Here is a 25,150-nt window from a genome sequence, read left to right on the forward strand (position 1 = left end):
GAACGGCCCCGCGCGCATCGGTGGGCGGTCGCCCCGAAGGTGAGCACGACTAGTCCGAGTTCCGGTACTCGTACTCGTCGTGCCCGACGCCGTTCGCGTACGAGGAACCCCCGCACCGTTTCAGGAACCAGTCGTTCCCGTGGAGGAAGTCCAGCCGCCTCTGTTGTCGGCGATTCGGCCGCGCTGACCACGCGTGTGACCGGAGAACACGGGGGAGACCCCGTGCATCCGACGCCGCGCGCCGATCCACCGGGATGTGCGGGACAGCCTTCAGGCGGCGGCCTTGCGGTCGACGTACTCGAAGACCGACCCGTCGGGATGCACGGCGATGAGATTGCGCCCCACCGGAGTCGGCACCGGGCCGGCGAGGACCTCGGCGCCGACCTCCCTCAGTGCGGCATGGGCATCGTCCACATCCTGGACAGCGATGGTCGCCGTGACCTTCCGGAGCACCTCCAGCTCCGGCTCCGGACCGCTCATCAGCAGGAAGCAGCTCACGGCGGCGACCGACACGCCGCCGCGCTCGAAGCGCAGCGCGGCGGCGCCGGTGAGGCGTTCGTAGAAGCGGGTCGCGCTCTCCAGGTCGTCGACGCAGATGCGCAGCGTGGTTCCGAGGATCTCCATACGGGGGAGGGTAGTTGGTGGCATCGCGTCGGGAGTTCGATTCGCGCCGCGCGGCCCGTCCGCTACACCCGGCAGAGCAGTTCGCCGTGCGGGACCGTGAACCAGCCGTCCTCCTGGCTGCCCCACTCGCGCCAGGCATCGGCGAGCGCGGCCAGGTCGGCGCTGCTCGCGTGCCCGCCGTCGACGGCCAGCTGTGCGTACGAGGACGCCGTCGTACGGTCCGCCCACAGTCCGCTCCACCAGTCGCGCTCGGCCGGTGTGGTGAAGCACCAGGCGGACGCGGTCGCGGTGATGTCGGTGAAACCGGCGCTGCGCGCCCAGGAGTACAGCATGCGGCCGGCGTCGGGTTCGCCGCCGGCCGCCCGGGCCACGCGGTGGTACAGCTCGCGCCACTCCTCCAGGGCAGGTACCTCGGGGTACCAGGTGAATGCGCCGTAGTCGCTGTCGCGGACGGCGACGAACCCGCCGGGGCGGCAGACCCGGCGCATCTCGCGCAGTGCCTGCACCGGGTCGCCGACGTGCTGCAGCACCTGGTGGGCATGGACGACATCGAAGGAGCCGTCGGGGAAGTCCAGTCGGTGGACGTCGGCCACCGCGAACCGGACGTTGTCCCGTCCCCGTTCCGCCACCACCTCACGAGCCTGGCCGAGGACGTCCGAGGAGGCGTCCACAGCCGTGACCGCGCCCGGCGCCACCAGCGCGGCCAGGTCCGCCGTGATCGTCCCCGGCCCGCAGCCGACGTCCAGAACGTCCATGCCCGGCCGCAGTTCGGGGACCAGGTAGGCAGCGGAGTTGGCTGCGGTCCGCCAGCGGTGAGAGCGCAGCACCGACTCGTGGTGCCCATGGGTGTAGACGGTGGTATCCCTCGGCATGGTCGTAACTCCCTTTCTCTTCCCAGGAGAAGCGATATGGCCACGGTACGCCGCCACGCCGAATGGTGAGACCTGTGTCTTGCTATGTGGACTGTTGGGGCATTCCCACCACGACCGGCGGAAGAGCGCCGGCCCCTGTCGCGCCCGTCGTCGACGGCCGGTACACGATCAGCGGCTCGGGCGCCTTGTCCAGGACCAACTCGCCCTGGGTTTCGGAGACTTCACCGTCGAACGCGATCGGTGTACCGGGAGCCAGGCCGGAGATCCGCAGCTGCCTGAGCCGTACCGCCGCATGGAACGGGGAGCGGCTGAGCGGACCGGCGAGTGCCGCGGCCAGCAATCGCAGGCCAGGACCACGACCCCCGTGCACCACCCGCACATCGAGCAGACCGTCCGCAAGGTCGCGCCGGTGTCCCGGCGCCGGGCCGAGCCGCTGGTACATGCCGTTCCCCGCGAACAGCAGCCACAGTGGCCGTCTGCGGCCCTCGAACTCGGCCTCCAGCGGATGGTCCCCCCGTAGCGTCCGCAGTGCCGCCAGCACCCCGGCGGGCCAGCCGCCGATGCGCGGTGACCAGTGCTCCCGCACCCGCACCAGCTCCGGATAGACGCCCAGGCTGAAGTTGTTGATGAAATGCCCCTCCGGCCTCCCGCCCGGACCCGGGGCGAACCGGCCGAGGTCGACCCTGACGGCGTCCCCCGCCACCAGGGCCCGGCAGGTGTCGTACACGGTCTCGATGCCCAGGTCGTACGCGAAGTGGTTCAGCGTGCCGCCCGGGAACACCGCGAGCGGCAGTCCGTGGCGGGCCGCCACCGCCGCGGCACGGTTGATGGTCCCGTCTCCGCCGAGCACACCGAGCGCCCGGCAGTCGGCGGCCGCCTCCTCCAGCGCCGCGTCCAGCTCGTCGGGCGCGCACTCCACCACCCGGGCGAGCGGCAGTGCGTCCCGCACGAGCTTCGCGTCGGGCGCGGAACCGGCCGAGCGATTGACGACGACCACCAGGTCCCGGCCGTCCGCCAGCGCGGGCGCCTCGATGTGCGGCCGGCCGGGCGCGGGCAGCTGTCCGCGCGTCGGAACCAGCCCGCGCACCGCGAACGCCGCGCCCACCCCGAGCGCCGCGCCCACCAGCACATCGCTCGGATAGTGGGCGCCCGTGTACACGCGGGACAGCGCGACCGCGGCCGCGACAGGCGCGACCACCGCGCCCCAGGCCTTCGACTCCATCGCCACACCGGTGGCGAACGCCGCAGCCGATGCCGAATGGCCGGACGGGAAGGACGTGGTGATCGGCTGGCGTTTCAGCTGCCGGATCAGCGGTACCACGTCGAGCACCGGCCGGTCCCTGCGCACGGACCGCTTGGCGATGGTGTTGATCGTCGCGGACGCGAGTGCCAGCGACACCGCGCCGCGCACGGCTGCCCGGCGCGCGCCCGAACCCGAACCTGCGAGTGCCATCGCGGCCGCGGTGCCGAACCAGAGCTTTCCGTGATCGGCGCTCCGGCTGAGCCGCGGCAGGAAGGGCTCGGCACCCGGCCAGTGACGCGTGGCGACCTCGTGGAAGAGACTCCGGTCCCAGCGCGACAGCAGTTCCATGAGACGCCGGGCCGCCGGCAGGGAACGCGCGTGCTTCCCGTGTGGCGGGAGATGCGCGGAGGCACGCTCGACAGCGTGCTCCACGGTCCGTTCTACGGTGTGCCGCACGCTGTGCGGGGCGGTGTGCGGGGCTGGATTCCGGGGGAAGGCCGACATGCAGACGCGGGTACCCCGCAGGCGCCGGGGCCAAGCAGGCTCCGGGTGAAGTTCGCCGGTGCGCCCGTCACACCGCTGCGGTCCGCACCCCTGCACGGCCCCGACGGAGCATTCGCGCGGGAACCGGCGCGGGAGCAGAGTGGACCGTATGGAGAACCGCCTGCTGGACCGGCACGCCGACGCGCTCGCGCTCTTCACGGACCGGGTGCACGCCGTGCGGCCCGACCAGTGGGACGCCCCGACCCCCTGCACCGAGTGGTCCGTCCGGGACCTGGTCGGCCATCTGACCGTGGAACAACTCTGGGTGCACCCTCTCGTCGGCGAGGGCCGGACCATCGCCGACATCGGCGACGCGTTCGAGGGCGACGTCCTCGGCGAGCATCCTGCGGTCGCATGGGACCGGGCCGCCTCGGCCGCGAAGGCCGCCTTCAGCGCGCCGGGCGCGCTCGACCGAACGGTCCGCCTGTCGTTCGGCGAGAGCACCGTCGCCGCCTACTGCACGCAGATGGTCGCCGACGCGACCGTGCACGCCTGGGACCTGTCCCGGGGCATCGGTGCGGACGAGGCCCTTCCCGACGAGCTCGTGGACTTCACCAGCCGTGAGGTTGCGCCGTACGCCGCGGGCCTGGCGAAGAGCGGACTGTTCGCCCCCGCCGTGGAGCCGCCCCCGGGAGCGGACGCGCAGACACGGCTGCTCTGCCTGCTCGGACGCGCACCCTGATCACGGGAATGGGCTGACCGGAGCGGCGGGGCGGGCCGAACCTCCGTATAAAGGGCACGTGGGCCGGGGCAAGGTCCCCCGGGCGCGAGCACGGGAGGTGGGCACATGCAGCGGACGGAACCGGAAGGCCATGGTCCAGTCCGTTACGGTCCGCCCGCACCGGAACCGGGTCTGCCCGTGCTTCCCGAACTCGCCGAAGTGCTCGCTTCCGCGGCCGGCCGCACCTCGACCCCGGAGCCGTCCGGCGGGGGACCGGTTCTACGGGAGGCGGCGGTCGGCTACTGGTGGCGGCGCGGGCTGCGCAGCCGCCCCGAGGACCTCGTCGCGGCCCCCGGCGCACAGCCGCTGCTGCTCGCCCTGCTCGCCGCGCACGGCGGCGATGTGCTGATGCCGCGGCCGTGCCCCGCCTGGTGGACGCCGCAGGCCCGGTTGCTCGGACGCCCCGCGTACCACGTGCCGACACCTGCGGAGTGCGGCGGTGTACCCGATCCGTACGCACTCCTCGAGACCGTGCGCAGGGTACGGGCCGAGGGCGGTGCACCGCATCTCCTGCTCCTGTCCGTCGCCGACGACCCGACCGCCACGGTCGCCCCGCCGGAGCTGGTGCGCGAGGCCTGTGAGGCCGCGGTCGACGAGGGGCTGCACATCATCAGCGACGAGACCTGGCGGGACACCCTGCACCGGCCGCACGAGCGGGTCCTGCTGAGCCCGGCCGAGATGTGTCCCGACGACGTGACCGTGGTCAGCGATCTGTCGGGTGCGCTCACCCCGGCGGCATGGCCGGTGGCGACCGCCCGATTTCCCGCCACCGAGCGGGCGGCGGGCCGCCGGGCCCGGGTTCTCGACATCCTCACCGCCCTGGGGGCATTCGTGGCCGGCCCGGTCGCAGTCGCGGCCGCCCACGCCCTCGGCGAACCCGGGCCCGTCACGGCGCGGGCCGCACGTGCGGCCGCGCTCCACGCCCAGGTCGCCGCCGCGGCCCACCGCGCAGTCCTCGCGGCCGGTGCCCTCGCCCGCCCGCCGCAGGCCGGCCGGCATCTGTACGCCGACCTCGGCCCGCTCCGTGCACGCCTCGCCGCCCGCGGAGTCACCGACTCCATGGAACTCGAGGACTATCTCACCGCCCGCCTCGATGCCCTGTCCCCCGGAGGTCACCGTTTCGGCGACGAACTCGGCGCTCTCCGCGTCCGCCTGGGCACCGGCCCGCTGCTCGGCGCCACGCCGGAGGAGCGGCTGGAGGCGCTCGCCGCCGACCGGCCACTGGAATTGCCCCATGTGGCCCGGTCGTTGACCTCTTTCGGAGCTGTGCTCGAGGAACTCCGCTGACCCCGCCCCCGAACCGCGAGCCCCACCCGCGCCGAACGGAGCCGAGATGACGGACCACACGGAGCCCCCGCCGCATGCCACCCGCGGTCCGAGGACCGGGCACCCGGCCGCGCGGACCGCCCCCGCACCGCCCGGTGGTCCGGCCGGACGGCCCGACGCCCGCGGACCGGCCCGGACCGTCCCGCCCACCGGGAACACGCCGCGCCCGGCCCTGCCGGACTCAGCGCGGCCGGGGAGCGCGGGGCACCCGCCCGGGACGGCGCCCCGGGAACATCCGCCGGGAGCGGGAGCGGGAGCGGGAGCGGGAGCGGAGGCCGGGGCCGGGAGCACCGGCAGGCTCCGCCCGCTCGGACTCACCCGCCGCTGGCCTCGTTCCTTCGCCCACCGGCTCACCGCGCCGCTGCCCGGGGTGCGGGCGATGGCCCGGCTGGCGCGGGAGGGAGCCCTGCGGCCCGCCGCCGCGGGACTGGCCGACATTCCGCAACTGCCGTTCGCGCCCGGGCCGCTGCCCGCGGCCGGCACCGGCAACGTCGCGGTGACCTGGGCAGGGCACGCCAGCTGGGTGGTCGCGATCGGGGGACTGACCGTGCTCACCGACCCCGTGTGGTCGCGCAGGATCCTCGGCACCCCGGCCCGCCTCACACCCGTCGGCGTCCGCTGGGAGGATCTGCCACCCGTCGATGCCGTGGTGATCAGCCACAACCACTACGACCACCTCGACGCCCCCACCATCGCCCGTCTCCCCAGGCGCACCCCGGTGTTCGTACCCGCCGGGCTGGGCCGCTGGTTCCGGCGGCGCAGATTCACCCGTGTCACCGAGCTCGACTGGTGGGAGGCGGCCGAGCTCCCGGCGCCCGGTGGGGATTCGGTGCGGTTCGACTTCGTACCGGCGCACCACTGGTCCAAGCGCACCCTCACCGACACCTGTCGCTCGCTCTGGGGCGGATGGGTCCTCACGGACCGGTGCGGACGGCAGGTCTACTTCGCGGGCGACACGGGATACGGCCACTGGTTCAAGGAGATCGGCCGGCGCCATCCGGACATCGATCTGGCGCTGTTGCCCATCGGGGCGTACGCGCCGCGGTGGTGGCTCAGTACGGTGCACACGGATCCCGAAGAGGCCGTGCAGGCATTCGTCGACCTCGGCGCCCGCAACATGGCGCCGATGCACTGGGCGACGTTCGTGCTCTCGGCCGAGCCCGTGCTGGAGCCGTTCACCCGTCTGCTGGTCGCCTGGGAACACACCGGTCTCCCGCGCGATCGGCTGTGGGATCTGCCGGTCGGCGGCTCACGCCTGCTGTCCTCGGACCGGACCGGCGCCGAGCTGGGCCCGTCGGCCATGGGCTGAACCGGCGGCCCCGTCCTCGGACCGGACCGGCGGCCGCCCGGTCCCTGTCCACGGACCGGAAGCCGGGCGGTGACTCACGCCCGCGGACCACCGGACGTGCCCGGTCGCGGCCGCCGCAGCCTGTGCCACAACGCGGGCCCCGCACTGATCACCACGGTGAGCGCCACCGCGGCGAGCACGCCCTGCCACGGCTCCTGGAACAGCGAGCCTCCGAGGATCCCGATGAGACCGTACGTCGCCGCCCACGCCAGACAGGCGGGCACATCGCCCCGGGCGAACCGCCGCAGCGGCATTCCGGCGAGCAGACATGCCAGCATCACGGGGACACGCCCCGCCGGCACCAGCCGCGACAGCACCAGAACGGTCGCGCCACGCTCGTCGAGCTTGTGCTGTGCCCGGGCGAGCCGTTCCGGCGCGGCCCGCTCCCGCAGCGCCTCCAGCCACCTCGAACCGTTCGTCGACCCGACGCCACGTCGCCCGAGCCAGTACAGTGCAATGTCACCGGTGAACGCCGCAAAAGCCGACACGACGAACACGAGCAGCAGCGTGAGCGGCAGAGTCTGATGGAACGCCACCACCGCCGCGGAGCTCACGATCGCCCCCGTCGGAATCACCGGCACCAGGGCACCCAGCGCCACGAGCAGGAACAGGGACGGGTAGCCGACGGCCTGCTGCGTCGACTCCGGAGGCAGTTGCCCCACCACGTTCCCGACCGTCACCAGGCGACCTCCGGCCGGACGCTCTCGCCGTGCCCCAGCCGGTGCACCGCCACCCTCGGCGCCAGGCGCGCCGCCTTCCGTACGAACTCGTCCCCCGGGGAGTGGAACTCATGCGGCCGGATCGCGTCCATGCCGATCGGCCAGTACGTGCCGTAGTGCACGGGCACGGCCGAGCGCGGCACCAGCGCCGCGAGCGCCCGCGCCGCACGGTCCGGGTTCAGATGCCCGTGCCCGAGGAACGGTCCCCAGCCGCCGACCGGCAGCAGGGCCACATCGACGGGTCCGACCGCCTCGGCCATTCCGTCGAACAGCCCGGTGTCGCCGGCGAAGTACGTCCGTGCCTCGCCCCGGATCACATAGCCGAGCGCCGGTGAGCGATGGGGGCCGACCGGAAGCCGCCGCCCGTCGTGCGCCGCCGGTACGGCCCTTACGCGCAGCTCCTCCACCACCACTTCGTCGCCCGGTGCCACCTCGATGATCCGCAGCCCGTCCAGTCTTCTCAGCCCCGGCACCGCTCGCGCGGCCCCGCGCGGCACCACCAGGCGCGTGCCGGGTGCGAGACGCGCCAGCGAGGGCAGATGCAGATGGTCGGAGTGCAGATGGGAGACGAGGACGGCTTCGGCGACCGCGGCCGCGGGCGGCGGCAGTTCACCGCGACGGCGCCGCAGATGGGCGAGCCTGCCCACGAACAACGGGTCGGTCAGCACCCTGACCCCGGAGTCCTCGACCGTGCAGGTGGCATGACCCCACCATGTGACCTCCACCGGCACGCACCGCCTCCTCGCTTCCGGCGACCGTCCTCCCGTACGAGCGTAGGCGCTCGCGACACCAGGACCATGCCCCGTCAGCCCCCCGAATGCGCCTCCCTCACCCCGCCGTACTCGGAGTAGGGTCGTCGCCGACGACAGGCGATGCAGCGGGCAGGGCGCAGGGGGACGGTCCATGGACGACGTACGTGACGGCGTGCGAGTGGCGTCGATCGCCAGTCTGACCCCGCTCGAGGAACTCGACAGCGATCCCTTCCTCGTCGACACCCGCAGCCAGCACGCCATGTGTGCCGGCTGGGCCGCCGGCAAAGGCTATGTGGTCACCCGGGAGCTGCTGTTCTACGGACTGCGCCCCGATCACGGTGTGCTGTGGGCGGACGTCGAAGCGGGCCTCGTCGACCTGTTCGTCGCCCCCAACGAACGGGTGCTCGCGCGGGCCCTGACCTCCGTGCCTGCGTTCTCTGCCGAGTGCGAACGCCGTGGGGTGCGGCTGGAGACCGCAGGTCTCGACGAGCCGGTCTACGACGCGGCGAAGAAGGCGAGCGTGCACCGGCGGCTGTCGATGCCGACTGCGGGGTACGACGGCTGCTGAGGGCGCCGGAGCCCGGTCCCGCGCCAGGCAGCCGTGCCCGTGCCGCGATGTCCGCCGGCAGCTGTGGCCGCGCCTTCGTCTCCGTGCCGGGCCGGACGGCCGCGTTCCCGTACGCCGGACACCGGCCGCTGTGCCCGGGCTCCCCGAAGCCGTCGGGCGGCCGGACGCATGGACGCTCCGTGTGTCCCGGGTTCTTCTTCCGAGGGATACGGGGGAGCCTGCCCGGCTTTGTGCCACGCTGGATCCCAGGCACGGCGAGAGGCAGTGACGGCGCGTGGGCGAGCGACGATGGCATACCGCCGGCGGCGCCCTGCTGCGGGTGATCGTGGTGTGGATCGTGTCCACCCTGACGATGCTCGCGCTCGCCGGGATCCTCCCGGACTTCGAGCTCCAGTCCCCCGACGGTGACAGCGTCACAAGAACGGCGATCACCGCGGCCTGGGGCGCGGGGGCGTTCGGTCTGCTCGGCGCGCTGGTCTGGCCCGTGGTCGTACGCGCGCTGCTGCTCGTCCCGGCCCTCGTGCTCGGGCTGCTGGTGTTCTTCCTCAACGGCTCGCTGCTGCTGATAGCGCTCTGGCTGATCCCCGACGGGCGCGGCGCTGCCGACCCGGAGACCGCGGTCGTGGTCGCCGCGGTCATGTCGGCGGTCGCCTCCGCCACGTCGACCGCGCTCGCCGTAGGGGACGACAACGCCTACCGACGCCGGCTCTCCCGTCTCGCGGACCGGCGGCGGCGCCGCCGCGGCGGCCGGGTTGCCGGCAACGCCCCGCCGGGAACGGTGTTCCTGCAGCTCGACGGGGTCGGCCACGCCGTGCTGCTCCGCGCCGTCGGGGACGGTCTGATGCCGACGGTGGCGCGCTGGCTGGACAGGTCCCACCGGCTGACCCGCTGGCGCACCGACTGGTCCAGCCAGACGGGTGCCAGCCAGCTGGGCATCCTGCACGGATCGAACCATGACGTCCCCGGATTCCGCTGGTACGAGAAGGACACCGGCCGGATCATGGTCAGCAACCGGCCGGCGAGCGCCGCCGAGCTGCAGCGACGGGCCATGGTCCGCACGCGCGACGCCGGACTGCTCAGTCTGGACGGGGCCAGCCGCGGCAATCTGTTCAGCGGAGGCGCCGACCAGCTCGCGCTGGTGCTCTCCGTCGCCGCCCGCCGCGGCAGGGCCAATCGCTCCCGGGCCGGCTACTTCGCCTACTTCTCCGATCCCGCCAACGCCGTGCGCACCGCCGTCTCCTTCGTGGCCGAGGTGGCCCGTGAGATCGGCCAGTCGCTCCGCTCCCGGCTGCGCGGCGACGAGCCCCGCGTCGGCCGCGGTGGGCTCTATCCGTTCATCCGGGCCTTCGCGACGGTCGTGGAGCGGGACGTCGTGGTCGCCGCGGTGATCGGGGACATGCTGGCCGGGCGTGCGGCGGTGTACGCAGACCTCGTCGCCTACGACGAGGTCGCCCACCACTCGGGGCCGCACAGCCGTGACGCGGCGAAGGTGCTCGAACGGATCGACCGTGCCGTCGCGCTGATCGCCAAGGTCGCCGACCACGCGCCCCGCACCTATCGGATCGTGCTCCTCTCCGACCACGGCCAGAGCCCCGGCGAGACTTTCCGGGCCGCATACGGGCTGACGCTCAAGGACCTTGTCCGGGCCGGCTGCGGACTGCCCGTGTCGCGCCGCGCCGGGCGCACCAGGAGCGGAGCGGAGGCCCGCGACGCAGCCAGGGACGCCTTGCGCAGTGCGCTGCACCGGCCGCCCGTGGGCGGCGAGGACACCGACGAGCTGCCGTCGGGCGACTGTGACCCGGTGGTCCTCGCCTCCGGGAACCTGGGCCTCATCTCCTTCCCCGGAGTGCCGGGACGGCTCAGCCGGGAGCAGATCGATCGTCGCCACCCCGCCCTGCTGCGCACACTCGCCAACCACCCCGGTATCGCCTTCCTGCTGGTGCGCAGCGAACGGCACGGCTCGGTGGTGCTCGCCAGGGACGGCGCGGAACTGCCGGTGGACACACTCGACGGTTCCGGACCGCTGGCAGTCTTCGGCCGGGGAGCCGCGGAGAGCGTCCGGCGCACCGACTCGTTCCCGCATGTCGCGGACATCATGGTCAACTCGATGTACGACCCCGCGAGCGGCCGGGTGCACGCCTTCGAGGAACAGATCGGTTCGCACGGCGGCCTCGGCGGGGAGCAGTCGTACCCCTTCCTGCTGTACCCCTGCGAGCTCTCCGCACCCGTCCGGGACGGCGGGGGACTCGTCGGCGCGGAGCGGGTGCACCAGGTGCTGCGGCGCTGGCTCGGTGAGTCGCCGGGCGACGCACATGCTCCTCAGGTACCCCTCGGCAAGGCGGAGGATCAGCGGTCACCGGGCCGGAAGGGCGAAGCATTTCCGGCGGCCGAGGGGACCGCGCAGGACAAAATGGATTGATTTGGTGCAGCGTTCACCGTCCCCGAACATGGTCGGGTTTGCACGGAGAAAGGCGCACCACCCCCATGACCACGACGGTTCCCCAGCACGACTCGACCATGGCGGCCGCCGGGGAGCGAAGCGAGGGGCAGAGCAAACATGCCAGGCGATTCGGGCTCCCGGTCGCCACCACTCTGGTCATGGGCAACATCATCGGAGGCGGGATCTTCCTGCTGCCCGCCTCCGTGGCTCCTTTCGGCACCGTGAGCCTTCTCGCCTTCGCCGTCCTGACCGTCGGCGCCATTGCACTCGCGCTCGTCTTCGGGCGGCTCTCCGAGCGCCATCCGCGGACCGGCGGGCCCTACGTCTACACCCGTGAGGCCTTCGGTGACTTCGCCGGCTTCCTCGCCGCCTGGTCGTACTGGATCACGGCATGGGTGTCCAACGCCGCCCTCGCCGTCGCCGCAGTCGGCTACCTCGACATCCTGGTGCCGCTCGACGGGTCCAGGCCGGCGACCATCGCGGCCGCGTTGCTCCTGCAGTGGCTGCCCGCTCTCGCGAACCTGGCCGGCACGCGGTACGTCGGTGCCGTCCAGCTCATCGCGACCGTGATGAAGTTCGTCCCCCTGCTGCTGGTGGCAGTCGGCGGACTCCTCTTCTTCGACGCGGACAACCTCGGACCCTTCGAGGCGAGCGGCTCGGGCACGATGGGCGCGCTCTCGGCCTCCGCGGCGATCCTGCTCTTCAGCTATCTGGGCGTCGAGTCCGCGGCGGTGAGCGCGGGCGAGGTCCGGGACCCGCAACGCAATGTCGGGCGCGCCACGATCCTCGGCACGGTGGGGGCCGCGGTGCTCTATCTGCTCGGCACGCTCGCGGTGTTCGGCACCGTCGCACACGACCGGCTCGTCGAATCCACCGCACCGTTCTCCGACGCCGTCGACGCGATGTTCGGCGGAACCTGGGGCGGTACTGCGGTGGCCTGCATGGCGCTCGTCTCGATGGTCGGAGCCCTGAACGGCTGGACGCTGCTGAGCGCCCAGACGCCCTACGCGGCGGCTCGGGACGGCCTGTTCCCGGCGGCCTTCGCACGCAAGCGCCGCGGAGTTCCGACCGTGGGCGTGCTCGTGACCGTCGTCCTGGCCTCGCTGCTCACGGTGTACAACTACACCCTCGGCTCGGACGGGGTCTTCGAGATGCTGGTCCTCGTCACCACGTTCACGGCCACCGTGCCGTATCTGCTGTCCACCGCGGCGCAGATCCACTACCTGGCCTCGGGGCGGTCGCACCTGGTCAGCCGGGCCCGGCTGCTGCGCGACGGGACGCTCGCGGCGGTCGCCGCCGCCTTCTCGCTGTGGCTCGTGGCCGGATCGGGCCATGCGGCCGTCTACCAGGGCGTGCTGTTCCTCTTCGCAGGTGTGCTCGTCCATGCCTGGATGTCGGCGCGCAGCCGGCATGCCGCGGCCACGGCCGAGGGCGAGGTCCTCGCCAGGGCCGGCGAGGCGGACGCGGCACGCGAGGTGCGTTCGGCGTAACGGGCGTAGGCCACAGGAGCGGTTCCCGGCCCGGGGCGTTCGGCCCGGAGCGGTCGGCGGGCACAAGTGGCAGGTGCAGGAGGTTGTGCCCGTGAACCGTTCCGCGCACCGTGCAGGCGTTCGTGCCGCACTCGTCGTGCTGATGTCGCTCGTCGCCGTACTCGGCACGCAGACGGGCGCCGCGGCCCTCGTACCGCGGGGTGCCGAACCCCTGCCTGCCTCCGCACCCGCGGACCCGGCCGGTGAGGGCCAGCAGGACACATCCGAAACGGAACAGTCCCCGTCCGGCCGGGCGGAGCGGCGTGCGCGGGTCTGCGGGCCACCCGCGTCGGACGACGAGGACACCGGCGCCTGCGGGTGGTGCCTGCCCGGCGCGGCGGTGCCTTCTGCGCCGCTGCGCCCGCACCGTTCCACCAGGTCGATGGTTCTGCGCTGCTGAGAGGTCCCACGGGGCCGGCACCTGCGTGCCGTGTCCCGTTCCGGACTCCATCCCCCTCCTCATGCGCAAGGAGACAGCCATGCACATCGACCCCTATGCAGCCGTGAACGCCATGATCCGTGCCGAGGTCGTCCGTACGGACCCGTCGTCGACCGCGCACGACTCGCCGTCCGGGGCCGACGACAGGGAAACCGAACCGTCCGCGCCCGCTGCGGAGAACAGCGACGGACGGAACGCGGGTCCGGCCCACTGACCCCGTCCTCTCCCCGGAGCGTCCGTCCTCGGGAACCCCCCGCACCCGCACCGGCTCGCCCCGGTGGTGCGGACGAGCGCCGGGCCTCCGGGCTGCATTCAGCCCTTCGCAAGGGGGAGCCACCCCATGTCAGTGCGGTGGCTCCCCGTGAAGGCCTTCGGCAGGGCGCTCGAGGCGCAAGTCGGCCACCGGGTCGCGGGGTTGCCGACCGCCGCTCATCCGTGATCGCGACGGACGACTCCTCGCACGTGCGGACGTGATCGCTGCCCGGGCGAAGCGGACGATCGGATCCCGTGTCGTTTCCACGCTTCTGTGCCATTCGGCCGCGAGGCGCGCAGGGATCCGTTTCACCGAGCCCATGGCGCTGATGGAGCCGCCGATCAGGTGGAGGCGGGACAGGCGCCGCCCGGGTACACCGTCCCACCGACGGCGCTGTGCCTGGAATGCCCCGTGTCCCCACACCGCATGCTGAAGTGTGAACGTGGCGGGCGAGGGAGGCGACAGCTGGTGGGCCGTCTGCGAGGAACACCGCCACCGCGCTGCGTCCGCGGTCCTGAGTGCCGAGCGACCTGCAGGCCGGCACCCGGCGGATGCCCGTGCGTCCGGTTCTGCTGCGACGGGCATCGCCGTGCGGCCGCCCGTGGACGGGTCTGTGCACGGACGGTGATTGTGTCCGGTCAGCTCAGGGTGACGGCATCGCCGAGGGACTGCCAGCGGGCGAGCGCGTCCCCGGGCGAGTCGGCCGTGAACAACGCGTGGCCCAGCCGTGAGCGGCAGTCCTCGACATCGAGGATGGCCTCGCCGGGCCCGAAGTACAGCGACGTCTCCGTGACCCCCGGCAGCGCCGTCACCTCCTGCCACCCCACCAGTTCGTCGTAGGACGTGCGACCCTCGGCGGAGAAGAAGCGGACCCCGGCACTCGCGGCCTGCGCGGGGGCGAACGCTCCCACCTCCTCCAGGGCCAGTCCGAGAGAGGTGGCGATCGCGACCTTGGGGAGGCTCACGCCGGTGACCAGACGCAGCAGCTCGACGATCCGGCCTCCGGGCAGTCGTGCGCCGATCTCGATGAGGACCGGTCCCTCGGCAGTCACCCGCAGCTCGCAGTGGAAGGGGCCGGAGCTCAGGTTGACGGCATCCACGACATCGGCCACATAGGTCTCGACCGCCTTCAGTGTTCCGGTGTCGACCTGTGCCGGGGTGAGATGACCCATCTCGACGAAGCCGGGCTCGGGGCCGAGCAGGGTGCGGGTGAGCGCGACGAGGTTCACCCGGCCGTTCAGAACGTAGCCGTCGGCACTGAACTCGGGCCCGTCGACGTACTCTTCGACCAGTACGCGGTGCTCGTGGAGCTCTCCCATGTCGGGGACGGGGTCCGTGACCAGCCGGCGGAAAGCCGCAGAGAGCTCCGCCATGTCGTTCGCCCGGCTGACATGGATGCTGCCGGAGCAGGCCACCGGCTTCATCACACAGGGAAAACCGACGTGTTCGGCCGCTGCGGTGAGTTCACCCACCGAGGTGGCCTCGGCGAACCGGGGTGTGCGCAGTCCCGCCCTGGACACCGCGGCCCGCATGACACCCTTGTCCCTCACCCGGTCCACGGTGTCGACCGCAAGTCCGGGGAGCCCCAGGGCGTGCGCGACCCGGGCGGTCGCCGACACATAGATGTCGGAACCCGCAAGGACCGCCTCGAAGGGCTCCTGCCTGTGCAGTTCACGCACAGCTGCTTCCAACGCCGCCTGGTCGTTGGTTTCCACGCGCAGCACCGTTTCGGCGGCGGCACGTACCGCATCCGGGAGCGTGCGGTCGCCCGCATCGGCCGTTGCCACGACAACGCGCAGCCCCATCCCGGCCGCGACACCGATCAGGGTGGATCCCCCGGAGGAGGCGGGCTCGACCACGACGATGCGCGCGGAGTTCAGGGACGGTGCTGGTGACAAGGCGAAGTCTTTCCGGAACAGGGGGAGTCGGGTCGAACCCATGGACTGCGGCGCCTGGGGCGAGACGCCCGTGCGCGGGACGACGGGCGGCTTGGGTGTGCAATGCATCGTTTCTATCCGGAGGGCCTGGCGACGGTCAACGGGTGACAGGAAGAATGATCGTGATCAAAAACATGCGCCGTGCCCCTACCGAAGAGGCGATTCCTCGTGGGAGCCGCGCTTCTGGAGCAAGTCTTCCTGTGGGGGAGAGCTTTGTGGCAACGGGCCCTGCCAGGTGGTGATGTGGCCGTGAAGCGGGGATCCGGCACTTGCGCATGTCGTGGCGGAACACCAGGCGTCACACCGCATCCGGCCGATGCCGGTGTGCCCCTGTGACCGGAACTCGGCAGCCCCCTCGGGGCAGTGGTGCCAGGGCGCGCCCCTCCGCGCCGTTTCGATGCCCTTCATATGAGGAGGAGATCCCGGCCTTCGGCTGTGCCTGCCGACCGGCGGCGCGGTGACGCCGGCGACCGGGACACGGGGACCAGTGGGCGCCATCGCTGCCGCCGTGCAGGCACAGTGGACCGGAGCCCGCCAAGCCGGACGACTGTGCACGGGACCCGTCCCCCCGGTTGCGGGCCGGCACGGCCCGGTCCGGCCACACGGGACCGTCCACTGCCGGTCTGTCCGCTGCCGGTGAGGACGCCGGCGGGCCGGGGCGCCGACAGGACTTCTCGACCGGCAGCGGCGTCGATGCGTCGTCCGCCGTGTCTGTCCCGCGAGCACGGCCACCGGACGGCCTTCGCCGCCGCCGTGGCGGCGCTGCCCCCGACGCCCGCACGGGCGTCGGGAAGATCTGCACCTGGCCCGGCGGACCCGCCACCCACCGGCGGGGGTGTGGCTCCGGCCCCGGTGCGGGTCCGGCGGGGAAGGCCCATCCGGCGATCACGCCCTTTCCCGGTGCGATGGGGGAGCCGTTCGACGAGTGCCCGAGGAGTCGGCGCACAGAGCCGGTTCCCGCCGAATCGGACTTCGCCCTTCATGCCGACCGCGCAGCAGTGGCGCCGCTCCCGTGTCGGGCGCGACAGTTGTCCTGACGAACCGTAACGTCGCCCGGAGACGATCCCGGAGGGAGCCCCATGCCCACAGAGCCACTGTCGCAGAAGGAGATCGAGGACAGGCTGCGGGAACTGCCAGGCTGGTCCCAGGAAGGCGACCGGATCGCCCGCACATACCGGCTCGGCAACCATTTCGCGGCCACCGCACTCGTCGTGCATGTCGCGCAGATCCAGGACGAGCTGAACCATCACTCGGATCTCACGCTGGGCTACAACACCGTCAATCTGACCGTGAACACGCACGACGCCGGCGGAGCCATCACCGACCGCGACTTCGAACTCGCCCGGCGCGTGGAGACCGTCGCCCCGGACCATGGAGCGAGCTGAACAGTGCTGAAGGACGAAGAGAGCGCCCACGAGGCATCGGGGGCCGCCGGCGCCGGGCAGGACCGACTGCTCGACTACGACGTGGAGGCAGCGCTCTACGACGCCACGCGCGGCGGGGTTCCCCGAGCCGCCGCGGCGGCCATGGCGGTGCTCTCCCTCGTGCCGGCGGCCGCCCGCACGCTCCTCGACGTCGGCTGCGGCACCGGACTCGTCACCGAGCGGCTCGGCCGCCCGGGGCTGAGGGTGTTCGGTGCCGACTCCTCGCACGGCATGGCCAGGATCGCCGCGCGCCGGGCGAGGGACGTCGTCCTCGCCGACGTGCGGCGGTTGCCGCTGCCCGCCGCCTCCGTGGACGCGGTGAGCGCGGTGTGGCTGTTGCACCTTGTGCGGGACGCACGTGCGGTCGTCGCCGAGGCGGCGCGGGTGCTGCGTCCCGGCGGGGTCCTCGTCACCACCGTCGACAAGGACGCAGGGCACGACGTGGGCAGCGACGTCGATGCGGTGCTCGCGCCCTACCGGACGACCGACGTCTACGACGACGCGGAGCGCATCGAGGCGTTCGGTGCGGCAGTGGGACTGGCCCCGGCCGGTGACACGTACTTCACCGGCCACGGGCAGGGGCGTTCGCCGCGCAGCACCGCCCAGGCGCTGCTGCGCGGTGAGTACGCCTCCCGGCTGACGGCCCGTGGCACCCTCGCCGAAGGGCTCGCCGCGCGGCTGTCCGCCCTGCCCGATCCGGACGAGCCCCGCCCCGATCCCCGATTCCGCCTCGTCGCACTGCGCCGGGTCGTCCGGGGCGATTGACCCGCGCTCAGCGCGAACGCACCTGCCCCGGCCGGGGCAGGTGCGTCAGGCCGGCCATGCCCCCGACGCGGCCGCACCCTTCGCGAAGTCCGTGAAGTCCTTCGGAGCGCGGCCGATGGCCTGCTGGACACCGTCCGTGGCACGGGAGTTGCGGCCATCCATCAGCAGGGTGAACAGATCGGTCAGCCACTGCGCGTCGGCGGCCGGGACACCGAACTGCTCGAGGACGACCCGGTATTCCTCGCCGGACACCGCGACATAGCGGACCGGGCGGCCCGTCACGACGGAGAGTTCCGCCGCGACCTCGTCGAACGTCAGCGGGCGGGGCCCCGTCAGCTCGTGCGTCACCCCCTCGTGGCCGTCCTCCGTGAGGGCAGTGACCACCACGTCCGCCAGGTCGTCGAGGTCGAGGAAGGGCTCGGCCGTGGTGCCCGCCGGGAACGGGATCTCCCCGGCCAGGACTCCCGGTGCCATCGCCCCCTCGCTGAAGTTCTGCGCGAAGAACGCGGCACGCACCACCGTCAGCGGCACCCCGGCCGACCGCAGTGCCTCCTCGGCGCGCGCCGCCTCCGGCTCGCCCCGGCCCGAGAGCAGCACCAGCCGCCGCACCCCGTTCTGCGCCGCCAGCCGCCCGAAGCTGCGCATGGCGTGGACCGCACCCGGCGCGGCCAGATCCGGGTAGTACGTCACATAGGCGGCGTCCACGCCCTGCAGCGCGGGACCCCATGACAGCTCCTCCTCCCAGTCGAAGGGAACCCCGCCCCGGCGCGAGCCGGCCCGCAGGGTCACTCCACGCTCCACCAGACGCTCCGCCACTCGGCGGCCGGTCTTGCCGCTCGCCGCCGTCACCAGCACCGTCATCTGCTGCTCCGCCTGCTTCGTGTTCTCGGTCATGGCTCCAGATTCCCGGCCGCAGCCTGGACTCTCCATGCGGAAGAGGCTCGATTCCCTACGCAAGCGTCCACGAGGACGGCCTAAGTGCTGTCCGGTCATCTCTGGTGGATCGGCGCGCGGCGTCGGATGCATGGGGTCTCCCCGGGCCCGCCAGGGTCGGGGGGAAGCATCGTCAGGCGGAGGGGTGTCCTCGTACTGGGGGTGTTCGGACGCTCCGACAACACAGCGTGGGGGGCCTCCCAGCGGCAGCTGGGGGAGTGCCGTAGCTGTCGTGGTGCGCCCGCCGGGGATTACGGGACGGCCCTTAGGCTCGGCCCATGGACGCACTCGCCGGACTGCTCGACGGGCCCCGCGCCAGGGGAGCCTTTCTGCTCCGCATGGTGATGGAACCACCCTGGTCCGTACGCATCGAGGACCGTGCACCGCTCTGTCTGATGTGCGTCACCCGCGGCGAGGCCTGGGTCGTGCCCGACACCGGTGACCCGGTACTGCTGCGCCCCGGGGATGTCGCGATCGCCCGCGGGCCCGATCCGTATCTCGCCGCCGACCGCCCGGACACCCCGCCGTATGCGGTGATCGGCCAGGGCGGCAGCTGTACCACCCTCCAGAACGAGCCGCTCGCCGAGTCCATGCACCTGGGCGTGCGGACCTGGGGAAACGCGCCCGACGGCAGCACCACCGTGCTCATCGGCACCTACCGGATGGACAGCGAGGTCAGCAGGCGGCTGCTGGACGCCCTGCCGGGTCTGCTGCACCTGCCCGCAGAGATGTGGAACTGCCCGCTGATGCCCGTGCTCGACGAGGAGATCAGCCGTGACGAGCCGGGCCAGAGCGTGGTCCTGGACCGGGTGCTGGACCTGCTGCTGATCGCGGTGGTACGGACCTGGTTCTCCCGGCCCGGTGCCGAGCCGCCCGCCTGGTACCGGGCGATGGGCGACCCGGTCGTCGGCCGGGCACTGCGGCTGATGCAGAACGATCCTGCGCACCCATGGACCGTCGCCTCGCTCGCTTCGAAGTGCGGGGTCTCCCGGGCCGGGCTCGCGCGCCGCTTCACCGATCTGGTGGGGCGGCCGCCGATGGCGTACCTCACGGACTGGCGGCTCGCCCTTGCCGCCGACCTGCTCCGGGACACGGACGCGACCGTGGAGGCGGTGGCGCGTCAGGTCGGGTACGGCGGAGCGTTCGCGCTGAGCGCCGCGTTCAAGCGGGTGCGCGGACTGAGCCCGCAGGAGCACCGCACCGCGGCGGCTTTGCCGGAACGGCAACACGACTCGCCATGACCGCCCACGAGCGCGCACCCTGACGGCATGAGCTCTCACCACCACGAACATCACGGCACCGGATCCACCGCGATCGACTGGGACGAACTCGCCCCGCTCATGGAACGCGGCGCCGAACTGCAACGACCGATGTACACGCAGACGGCGGCCTGGATCGCCGAGCAGCTGCCCGCCGCTGCCGTGCGCCGCATCCTCGACATCGGCAGCGGCCCGGGAGTGGTCAGCTGCCACCTGGCCGAGGCGTTCCCGGACGCGGAGGTGGTCGCGGTGGATTCCACTCCGGCACTCCTCGACCGGGCCCGAGCCCGGGCCGAGCGCATGGGGCTCGGTGGCCGGGTGCAGGTCCACCCGGCCGAAATGCCCGACGACATCGGTGACTTGGGCGAAGCGGATCTCGTCTGGGCGGGCAACTCACTGCACCACCTGGGCGACCAGCGTGCTGCTCTGACAGCACTGGCACGGCTGCTGCGCCCCGGTGGGCTGCTGGCTCTCGTCGAAGGCGGACTGCCGACGCGTCGGCTGCCCCGCGACATCGGCATCGGCCGGCCGGGCCTCGAAAGCCGCCTGGATGCGGCCGGCGCCGAATGGTTCGAGGAGATGCGGGAAGGCCTGCCGGACGCCAGGTCGGAGACCGAGGACTGGCGGGCCCTGCTCGCCGCGGCGAGCCTGACCCCCTCCGTCAGCCGGTCCTTCCTGCTCGACATCCCCGCCCCGGTCACCGTCGCCGTGCGCGAGCATCTCGTCGCCTCGTTCGCCTGGCAGCGCAAGGCCCTGGACGGGCGGCTGAGCGTCGACGACACGGCCGTGCTCGACCGCCTGCTGGACCCGGACGACAAGGGGGGACTGATGCACCGCCCGGACTGCTTCATGCTGGAGGTCCGCACGGTGCACACGGCGCGACGCAGCTGAGCGGGCGGGGACAGCGGCTTCCGGATCCCGCCCGGGACCATCCGGAAGCCGGCCTCGGCGGCATGACCACAGGACGGTCGCCGCGGTCCGGGAGGGCCCTCAGCCCGTGATCACCACGCCCGCGTACGAAGCCCCGGCGATGAGAACCCAGGCAGTCAGACCCAGCACGGCCACCCGGGGGCCGGTCCGGGTGAGCGACGGCAGATGCACGGCGCTGCCCAGGCCGAAGAGGGCTGTGGCGAGCAGGAGTTCCTGAGCCGTGCCGGCTGCGCCCAGGGCGGTTTCGGGCAGCACGCCCGTGGTGCGGACGGCCACCATGGCGAGGAAGCCCATGACGAACAGCGGCACGAGCGGTGGGCGCCCTGCGCGTGCGGCCGTGCGGCCGGGGCGGCGCGCCGCGACCACGACCGCTGCGACCAGCGGGGCCAGCAGCGCCACCCGCATGAGTTTGACCAGGACGGCCTCGCCCAGTGCCCCGCTGCCCGCCGTCTGGGCGGTGGCGACCACTTGCCCCACATCATGGACCCCCGCGCCGACCCAGCGGCCGAACTCGGCGTCCGCCAGGCCCAACGGCCCCTGCAGCAAGGGCAGTACGCCGATGGCGAGGGTGCCGCACAGCGTCACGACGGCCACCGAGGTGACGACGTCGTCCTCGTCGCTGTCGTGCACCGCGCTCACCGCGCCGATCGCGGAAGCTCCGCAGATGGAGTAGCCGGTGGCGATCAGCAGGGGCTGGTCGCCGGGCAGTCCGAGCCGGTGCCCCAGCCACCAGGTGCCCAGGAACGTCGCGGCGACCACCGCGAGCACCATGGCGACCGTGGTCCACCCCAGGCCCAGGACGTCCGCCATGCTCAGTTTGAGACCGAGCAGGACGACCCCGGCACGCATCAGCCTCTTCGTGGCCAGGGTGAGCCCGGGACGGCAGTTGCCACGGATACGGGCGCGCAGCCACGGGGTGTGCGCCGCGGCGACGCCCAGCACGACGGCGGCGGTCAGCATCGGCACGCCCGGCAGGGCGAAGTGCACCAGCCATGCCGTGCCCACCCCCGCGGCGGCCAGGACGAGACCCGGGCCGGGACCGGAAGGAGCGGTTGGCCGGGCGCCCCCGCGGCGTGTACCGATGCCGTGTGTGCGCGATCCTGCGAGGGCCATCAGAGGTCGGCCGGCAGGCGGTAGACACGCCGGATGCTGCTGCCCAGGCGGGAGATGTCGGCGCCGTAGACATGGAGGGACAGCGCCGTGCCCGTACCGCCGTTGCGTACGAGGTGGATGTCACCGGGCGGGGCGAACGCGGCGACCGCGCCGACCGGGTTCACCACGTCGTGCGTGGCGACGAGCCGGGCCGTGGTGCCGTCCGGGACCAGCCGGTAGCGCCGTTCGTGCTCCTCGCCCTGATGGACACCGGTCACACACCAGGAGACGTGGTCGTGGATCGGTGTGACCTGGCCGGGCAGCCAGACCAGGGCCACGACGGAGAAACTGCCGTCGTGTTCGGCGTGCAGCACATGTTGGCGGTACTGCTCGGGGTCACCCTCGCAGTGCTCGGGGGTGAGCAGGTCGGGTGTGCCGAGGTACGGGCCGAGCCGATCCGCGACAAGCCGTGCCGTGGGCTCCGGTGGCAGCCCCTGGTTCACGGCCTCGCGTATCTCCGCCACCAGGGCGCGAAGACGGGCCGTGGTCCGGGAAGGGCTGGTCGTGGCCGCGTTCGGAGGAGTCATGGACGCAGCGTCGGCCCGTCGGAGGCCATGCGTCCAAGGACGATTGCTTGCCGGGCCCCCAACAACCGCTTATGGATCGGGCGATACCCGACGACCGCTCTGAACAGCCGTTCTCAACAGCCGGACTTCGCCTCGGCAACCGCCGCGAGCCGGTCGAGCACCAGAGCCGTGGCGGGAATGCGCAGATGGTCGCGGAGTGCGTAGGCATAGACCTGACGGCGGGTGTGGGGCTCCACGATCCGTCCGGTCACCTTGCTGTGACAGAGGAACGAGAGCACCAGCGCCGGGACCATGGCGATGCCGACCCCAGCCGCGACAAGGCTCTGCATCACCAGATTGTCGTCCGTGGTGCAGGCGATGTCCGGAGTGAATCCTTCCTCGGCACAGGCATGCAGGAAGTTCGCCCGGCAGCGCAGACACCCGGCGATCCATCTCTCGTGCGCCAGGTCCGCCAGCCGCACGGCACGGCGCCGGGCCAGCGGGTGCCCGGTGGGAAGCAGTACCGTCAGCGGATCCTCCAGCAGCCGGATCTCCTCCAGCCCGTCGGGGATCTCGGTGCGCTGTCCCGGATAGCTGAAGGCCAGGGTGATGTCGCAACTGCCCCGGGCTACCAGCCGCAGCGACTCGGGTGGCTCGCTCTCCACCAACTCCACCCTGATTCCAGGGTGTTCGGCAGCAAGGCGGGCCATCGCCTCGGGGATCACGGTGGCTCCGGCGCTGGGGAAGGCGCACACCCGTACTCGTCCGGACCGCAGCCTCGCTATGGCGTCTATCTGTTCCTGGGCCGTCGTCAGGCTGTCGAGGATGGTCCCGGCGTGCCGTCTCAGCGACTCCCCGGCCTCGGTGAGGCGGATACCCCGTCCGACCCGGGTGAACAGCGGTGTGCCGACATCCCGTTCCAGCGCTTTCATCTGCTGGCTGACGGCCGGCTGGGTGTAGCCGAGCGACCGGGCGGCGGCCGAGTAGGAACCGGTCCTGACCACCTCGTGGAAGGTCTTGATGTAGCGGGAGTCGAACACAAGGAAAAAGCATAAGCAGAAATTGGGAGGGTGCGATGGTGCCGGGGCAGTGCTTTTGAGTCGGTGACGACTACGGAACGACGGGCTCCAGTCGCCACCACTGGAAAGGCGAGTCGGTGTCCTCCCACTGCCTCACATTGGCCCCGTCGGCGGTCGATCCGTCCGCGACCTCCAGCAACAGCCCGCTGATGTGGCTGATCAGCGTCACCGTCCCGGGCGCGTCCAGATGCTGCTCGATCAGCCACTCCTGGGCGCCGAAATTGTTCGCCTTCCACTGCTGCACATTGGCACCGTTCTCGGTCGACGCATTGGCGACGTCGAGTCGTTTGCCGCTGTTCGCGTTGATCAGGTGGTAGAAGCCGCCGCCGGCGAGTGTCACGTCCCACTGCTGCGCGGGCGCCCCCGTCTCCCTGCCCTGCTGCACATTGGCACCGCTGCCCTTGGCGCCGTTGTACACCTCGAGGAGCAGTCCGCTGCCGACGTTGCGCACCAGATGGCGGCCTTCCCGGAACGGTGCCGTCGCGGGGGAGTGGGGCTCGCTCATGTGCCTCACCTTACGTGAGGTGTGTCCCTGCCGAGGGCCTCGGGCGACGCCGGCGGCCGGCGGTCCCCCGCGCCGGCCGCCCGGCCGGCGTCGTCGCGGAGCCGCTGGCTCGCGTGCGGCGTCCAGCCCTGCGGAGGGGAGCCGATGGCGGGAGGTGCGGGCCGAGCGCGGGACGAGAAGTGGTTTTCCACGTACGTGAGTTGTGCCGAGGCGTGGGAGCCCGGGCCCGGATGCGGCTGCATCCACCGGCAACCGGCCCCGGGCAGGAGCCGGGGCGGCGCGTGGCACCACCGGTGGCCGGGTTCCGCACCCGGTGACCGGCCACCGGGGCCGTGCGCCGCTTCCGAGGGTGCCGCTGTGAGCACCGGCGGTACGACGCCGCCGTCAGGACCGCGAGGCCGGTGGCGGCGCCGGGCTCCCCGGCTCAGTTCCAGTCGAAGTCGTCCGGGTCCGGCCCGAGGCGCCTGCCCTCGTCGAGGGCGGCCAGGGCCGTCATGTCCTCGTCGTCCAGCTCGAAACCGAACACGTCGATGTTCTCGGCGATCCGGGACGGGGTCACGGACTTCGGGATCACCACGTTGCCGAGCTGGAGATGCCAGCGGAGCACGATCTGGGCCGGCGTCTTGTCGTACTTCTGGGCGATCGCGACGATCGTCGGTACCTCGAGCAGACCCCTGCCCTGCCCGAGCGGCGACCAGGCCTCGGTGACTATGCCGTGTTCCGCGTGGAAGGCGCGCGACTCCGCCTGGGAGAACTGGGGGTGGAGCTCGATCTGGTTGACGGCGGGAACGAGACCGACCTCGTCGATCACGCGGCGCAACTGGGCCGGCTTGAAGTTGGAGACGCCGACGGCCTTCGCGCGACCGCTCGCCGCCAGCTCGCCGAATGCCTTCCAGATCGCCACGTAGTCGTCGCGCACGGCGCGCGGCCAGTGGATCAGGTACAGGTCCACATGGTCGAGGCCGAGCTTGGAGAGCGATGCGTCGAACTCGCGCAGGACGTTGTCACGCGTCCAGGTCTCAGCGGCACTGTTCCAGAGCTTGGTGGTGACGAAGAGCTGATCGCGGGGGATCCCGGACGCGGCGAGAGCCTTGCCGGTCCCCTTCTCGTTCTCGTAGATGGCTGCGGTGTCGATGCTGCGGTAACCGGCCTCCAGGGCCGTACCGACGGCCCTTGCCGCCTCTTCGTCCGGCACCTGCCAGACGCCGAAGCCGAGCTGCGGCATCGAGACACCGTTGTTGAGGGTGATGGAGGGGACCTTGCTCACGAGCGGTCGATCCTTA

Annotated in this window: 24 protein-coding genes; 12 read left to right on the plus strand and 12 right to left on the minus strand. The window is 72.2% G+C overall.

Features of this window, described 5'->3' with window-relative positions; genetic code table 11:
* Window positions 1–270: 270 nt before the first annotated feature.
* The 3 genes from AC068D_RS01975 to AC068D_RS01985 all read right to left on the minus strand — a co-directional run bounded on the left by AC068D_RS01975 (window position 271) and on the right by AC068D_RS01985 (window position 3,087).
* Window positions 271–624, minus strand: a complete 354-nt coding sequence (locus tag AC068D_RS01975; RefSeq protein ID WP_478820958.1) for a VOC family protein — start codon at window positions 622–624, stop codon at window positions 271–273.
* A gap of 62 nt (window positions 625–686) precedes the next feature.
* Window positions 687–1,496 (minus strand): class I SAM-dependent methyltransferase, encoded by an 810-nt coding sequence (locus AC068D_RS01980; protein ID WP_478820959.1) that lies wholly within the window; start codon window positions 1,494–1,496, stop codon window positions 687–689.
* Window positions 1,497–1,578: 82 nt separating this feature from the next.
* On the minus strand, window positions 1,579–3,087 hold the full coding sequence (locus AC068D_RS01985; RefSeq protein WP_478821383.1) for a phosphatase PAP2 family protein: 1,509 nt from the start codon (window positions 3,085–3,087) through the stop codon (window positions 1,579–1,581).
* Between the two features lie 304 nt (window positions 3,088–3,391).
* Between AC068D_RS01985 and AC068D_RS01990 the strand changes: the two genes are divergently transcribed.
* From AC068D_RS01990 to AC068D_RS02000, 3 genes are all read left to right on the plus strand, one after another.
* A complete protein-coding gene (locus AC068D_RS01990; RefSeq protein WP_478820960.1) occupies window positions 3,392–3,964 on the plus strand; it encodes a TIGR03086 family metal-binding protein in 573 nt (190 codons plus the stop codon).
* 105 nt (window positions 3,965–4,069) lie between these two features.
* A complete protein-coding gene (locus AC068D_RS01995) occupies window positions 4,070–5,290 on the plus strand; it encodes an aminotransferase class I/II-fold pyridoxal phosphate-dependent enzyme (protein WP_478820961.1) in 1,221 nt (406 codons plus the stop codon).
* A gap of 211 nt (window positions 5,291–5,501) precedes the next feature.
* On the plus strand, window positions 5,502–6,638 hold the full coding sequence (locus tag AC068D_RS02000; RefSeq protein WP_478821384.1) for an MBL fold metallo-hydrolase: 1,137 nt from the start codon (window positions 5,502–5,504) through the stop codon (window positions 6,636–6,638).
* Window positions 6,639–6,712: 74 nt separating this feature from the next.
* Here AC068D_RS02000 and AC068D_RS02005 read toward each other — a convergent pair whose 3' ends face one another.
* A complete protein-coding gene (locus tag AC068D_RS02005) occupies window positions 6,713–7,357 on the minus strand; it encodes a DedA family protein (RefSeq protein ID WP_478820962.1) in 645 nt (214 codons plus the stop codon).
* On the minus strand, window positions 7,354–8,127 hold the full coding sequence (locus AC068D_RS02010) for an MBL fold metallo-hydrolase (RefSeq protein ID WP_478820963.1): 774 nt from the start codon (window positions 8,125–8,127) through the stop codon (window positions 7,354–7,356). Before AC068D_RS02010 ends, AC068D_RS02005 begins: the two co-directional genes overlap by 4 nt.
* A 172-nt stretch (window positions 8,128–8,299) precedes the next feature.
* Between AC068D_RS02010 and AC068D_RS02015 the strand changes: the two genes are divergently transcribed.
* From AC068D_RS02015 to AC068D_RS02035, 5 genes are all read left to right on the plus strand, one after another.
* Window positions 8,300–8,716 (plus strand): hypothetical protein, encoded by a 417-nt coding sequence (locus AC068D_RS02015; RefSeq protein ID WP_478820964.1) that lies wholly within the window; start codon window positions 8,300–8,302, stop codon window positions 8,714–8,716.
* Window positions 8,717–8,990: 274 nt separating this feature from the next.
* Window positions 8,991–11,135, plus strand: coding sequence for a phage holin family protein (locus AC068D_RS02020; RefSeq protein ID WP_478820965.1), 2,145 nt, complete (start codon window positions 8,991–8,993; stop codon window positions 11,133–11,135).
* 98 nt (window positions 11,136–11,233) lie between these two features.
* A complete protein-coding gene (locus AC068D_RS02025; RefSeq protein WP_478821385.1) occupies window positions 11,234–12,646 on the plus strand; it encodes an amino acid permease in 1,413 nt (470 codons plus the stop codon).
* A gap of 91 nt (window positions 12,647–12,737) precedes the next feature.
* The gene (locus tag AC068D_RS02030) at window positions 12,738–13,085 is read left to right on the plus strand and encodes a hypothetical protein (RefSeq protein WP_478820966.1); all 348 of its coding nucleotides are present in this window, start codon (window positions 12,738–12,740) and stop codon (window positions 13,083–13,085) included.
* A gap of 61 nt (window positions 13,086–13,146) precedes the next feature.
* Entirely contained in the window at window positions 13,147–13,338 is a 192-nt protein-coding gene (locus AC068D_RS02035) for a hypothetical protein (protein WP_478820967.1), read from the plus strand.
* Between the two features lie 677 nt (window positions 13,339–14,015).
* Here the strand turns inward: AC068D_RS02035 and AC068D_RS02040 are convergent.
* Window positions 14,016–15,275 (minus strand): ATP-grasp domain-containing protein, encoded by a 1,260-nt coding sequence (locus AC068D_RS02040; protein ID WP_478820968.1) that lies wholly within the window; start codon window positions 15,273–15,275, stop codon window positions 14,016–14,018.
* A gap of 1,118 nt (window positions 15,276–16,393) precedes the next feature.
* Between AC068D_RS02040 and AC068D_RS02045 the strand changes: the two genes are divergently transcribed.
* Both AC068D_RS02045 and AC068D_RS02050 read left to right on the plus strand, forming a co-directional pair.
* Window positions 16,394–16,699 (plus strand): 4a-hydroxytetrahydrobiopterin dehydratase, encoded by a 306-nt coding sequence (locus AC068D_RS02045; protein WP_478820969.1) that lies wholly within the window; start codon window positions 16,394–16,396, stop codon window positions 16,697–16,699.
* Between the two features lie 66 nt (window positions 16,700–16,765).
* Window positions 16,766–17,503, plus strand: coding sequence for a class I SAM-dependent methyltransferase (locus tag AC068D_RS02050; protein ID WP_478821386.1), 738 nt, complete (start codon window positions 16,766–16,768; stop codon window positions 17,501–17,503).
* A gap of 45 nt (window positions 17,504–17,548) precedes the next feature.
* On the opposite strand, the gene AC068D_RS02055 is transcribed toward AC068D_RS02050, so the two are convergent.
* Window positions 17,549–18,397, minus strand: a complete 849-nt coding sequence (locus AC068D_RS02055; RefSeq protein WP_478820970.1) for an NmrA family NAD(P)-binding protein — start codon at window positions 18,395–18,397, stop codon at window positions 17,549–17,551.
* A 317-nt stretch (window positions 18,398–18,714) separates the two neighbouring features.
* Here AC068D_RS02055 and AC068D_RS02060 point away from each other — a divergent pair, with 317 nt between their 5' ends.
* Window positions 18,715–19,677 carry an AraC family transcriptional regulator gene (locus tag AC068D_RS02060; RefSeq protein WP_478820971.1) on the plus strand — a complete coding sequence of 321 codons (963 nt, stop codon included), beginning with the start codon at window positions 18,715–18,717 and terminating at the stop codon, window positions 19,675–19,677.
* A 27-nt stretch (window positions 19,678–19,704) separates the two neighbouring features.
* Window positions 19,705–20,586 carry a class I SAM-dependent methyltransferase gene (locus tag AC068D_RS02065; RefSeq protein WP_478820972.1) on the plus strand — a complete coding sequence of 294 codons (882 nt, stop codon included), beginning with the start codon at window positions 19,705–19,707 and terminating at the stop codon, window positions 20,584–20,586.
* A 99-nt stretch (window positions 20,587–20,685) separates the two neighbouring features.
* Here the strand turns inward: AC068D_RS02065 and AC068D_RS02070 are convergent, their stop codons facing one another.
* The 5 genes from AC068D_RS02070 to AC068D_RS02090 all read right to left on the minus strand — a co-directional run bounded on the left by AC068D_RS02070 (window position 20,686) and on the right by AC068D_RS02090 (window position 25,134).
* Complete coding sequence (locus AC068D_RS02070; protein ID WP_478820973.1) at window positions 20,686–21,738, minus strand: YeiH family protein; 1,053 nt, start codon at window positions 21,736–21,738, stop codon at window positions 20,686–20,688.
* Entirely contained in the window at window positions 21,738–22,304 is a 567-nt protein-coding gene (locus tag AC068D_RS02075) for a cysteine dioxygenase family protein (protein WP_478820974.1), read from the minus strand. Before AC068D_RS02075 ends, AC068D_RS02070 begins: the two co-directional genes overlap by 1 nt.
* Window positions 22,305–22,417: 113 nt before the next feature.
* A complete protein-coding gene (locus tag AC068D_RS02080; protein ID WP_478820975.1) occupies window positions 22,418–23,323 on the minus strand; it encodes a LysR family transcriptional regulator in 906 nt (301 codons plus the stop codon).
* Window positions 23,324–23,393: 70 nt separating this feature from the next.
* Window positions 23,394–23,867, minus strand: a complete 474-nt coding sequence (locus tag AC068D_RS02085) for an RICIN domain-containing protein (RefSeq protein WP_478820976.1) — start codon at window positions 23,865–23,867, stop codon at window positions 23,394–23,396.
* Window positions 23,868–24,291: 424 nt separating this feature from the next.
* The gene (locus AC068D_RS02090) at window positions 24,292–25,134 is read right to left on the minus strand and encodes an aldo/keto reductase (RefSeq protein WP_478820977.1); all 843 of its coding nucleotides are present in this window, start codon (window positions 25,132–25,134) and stop codon (window positions 24,292–24,294) included.
* Between the last annotated feature and the right edge of the window lie 16 nt (window positions 25,135–25,150).

This window comes from Streptomyces sp. NPDC043861 (assembly GCF_056435905.1).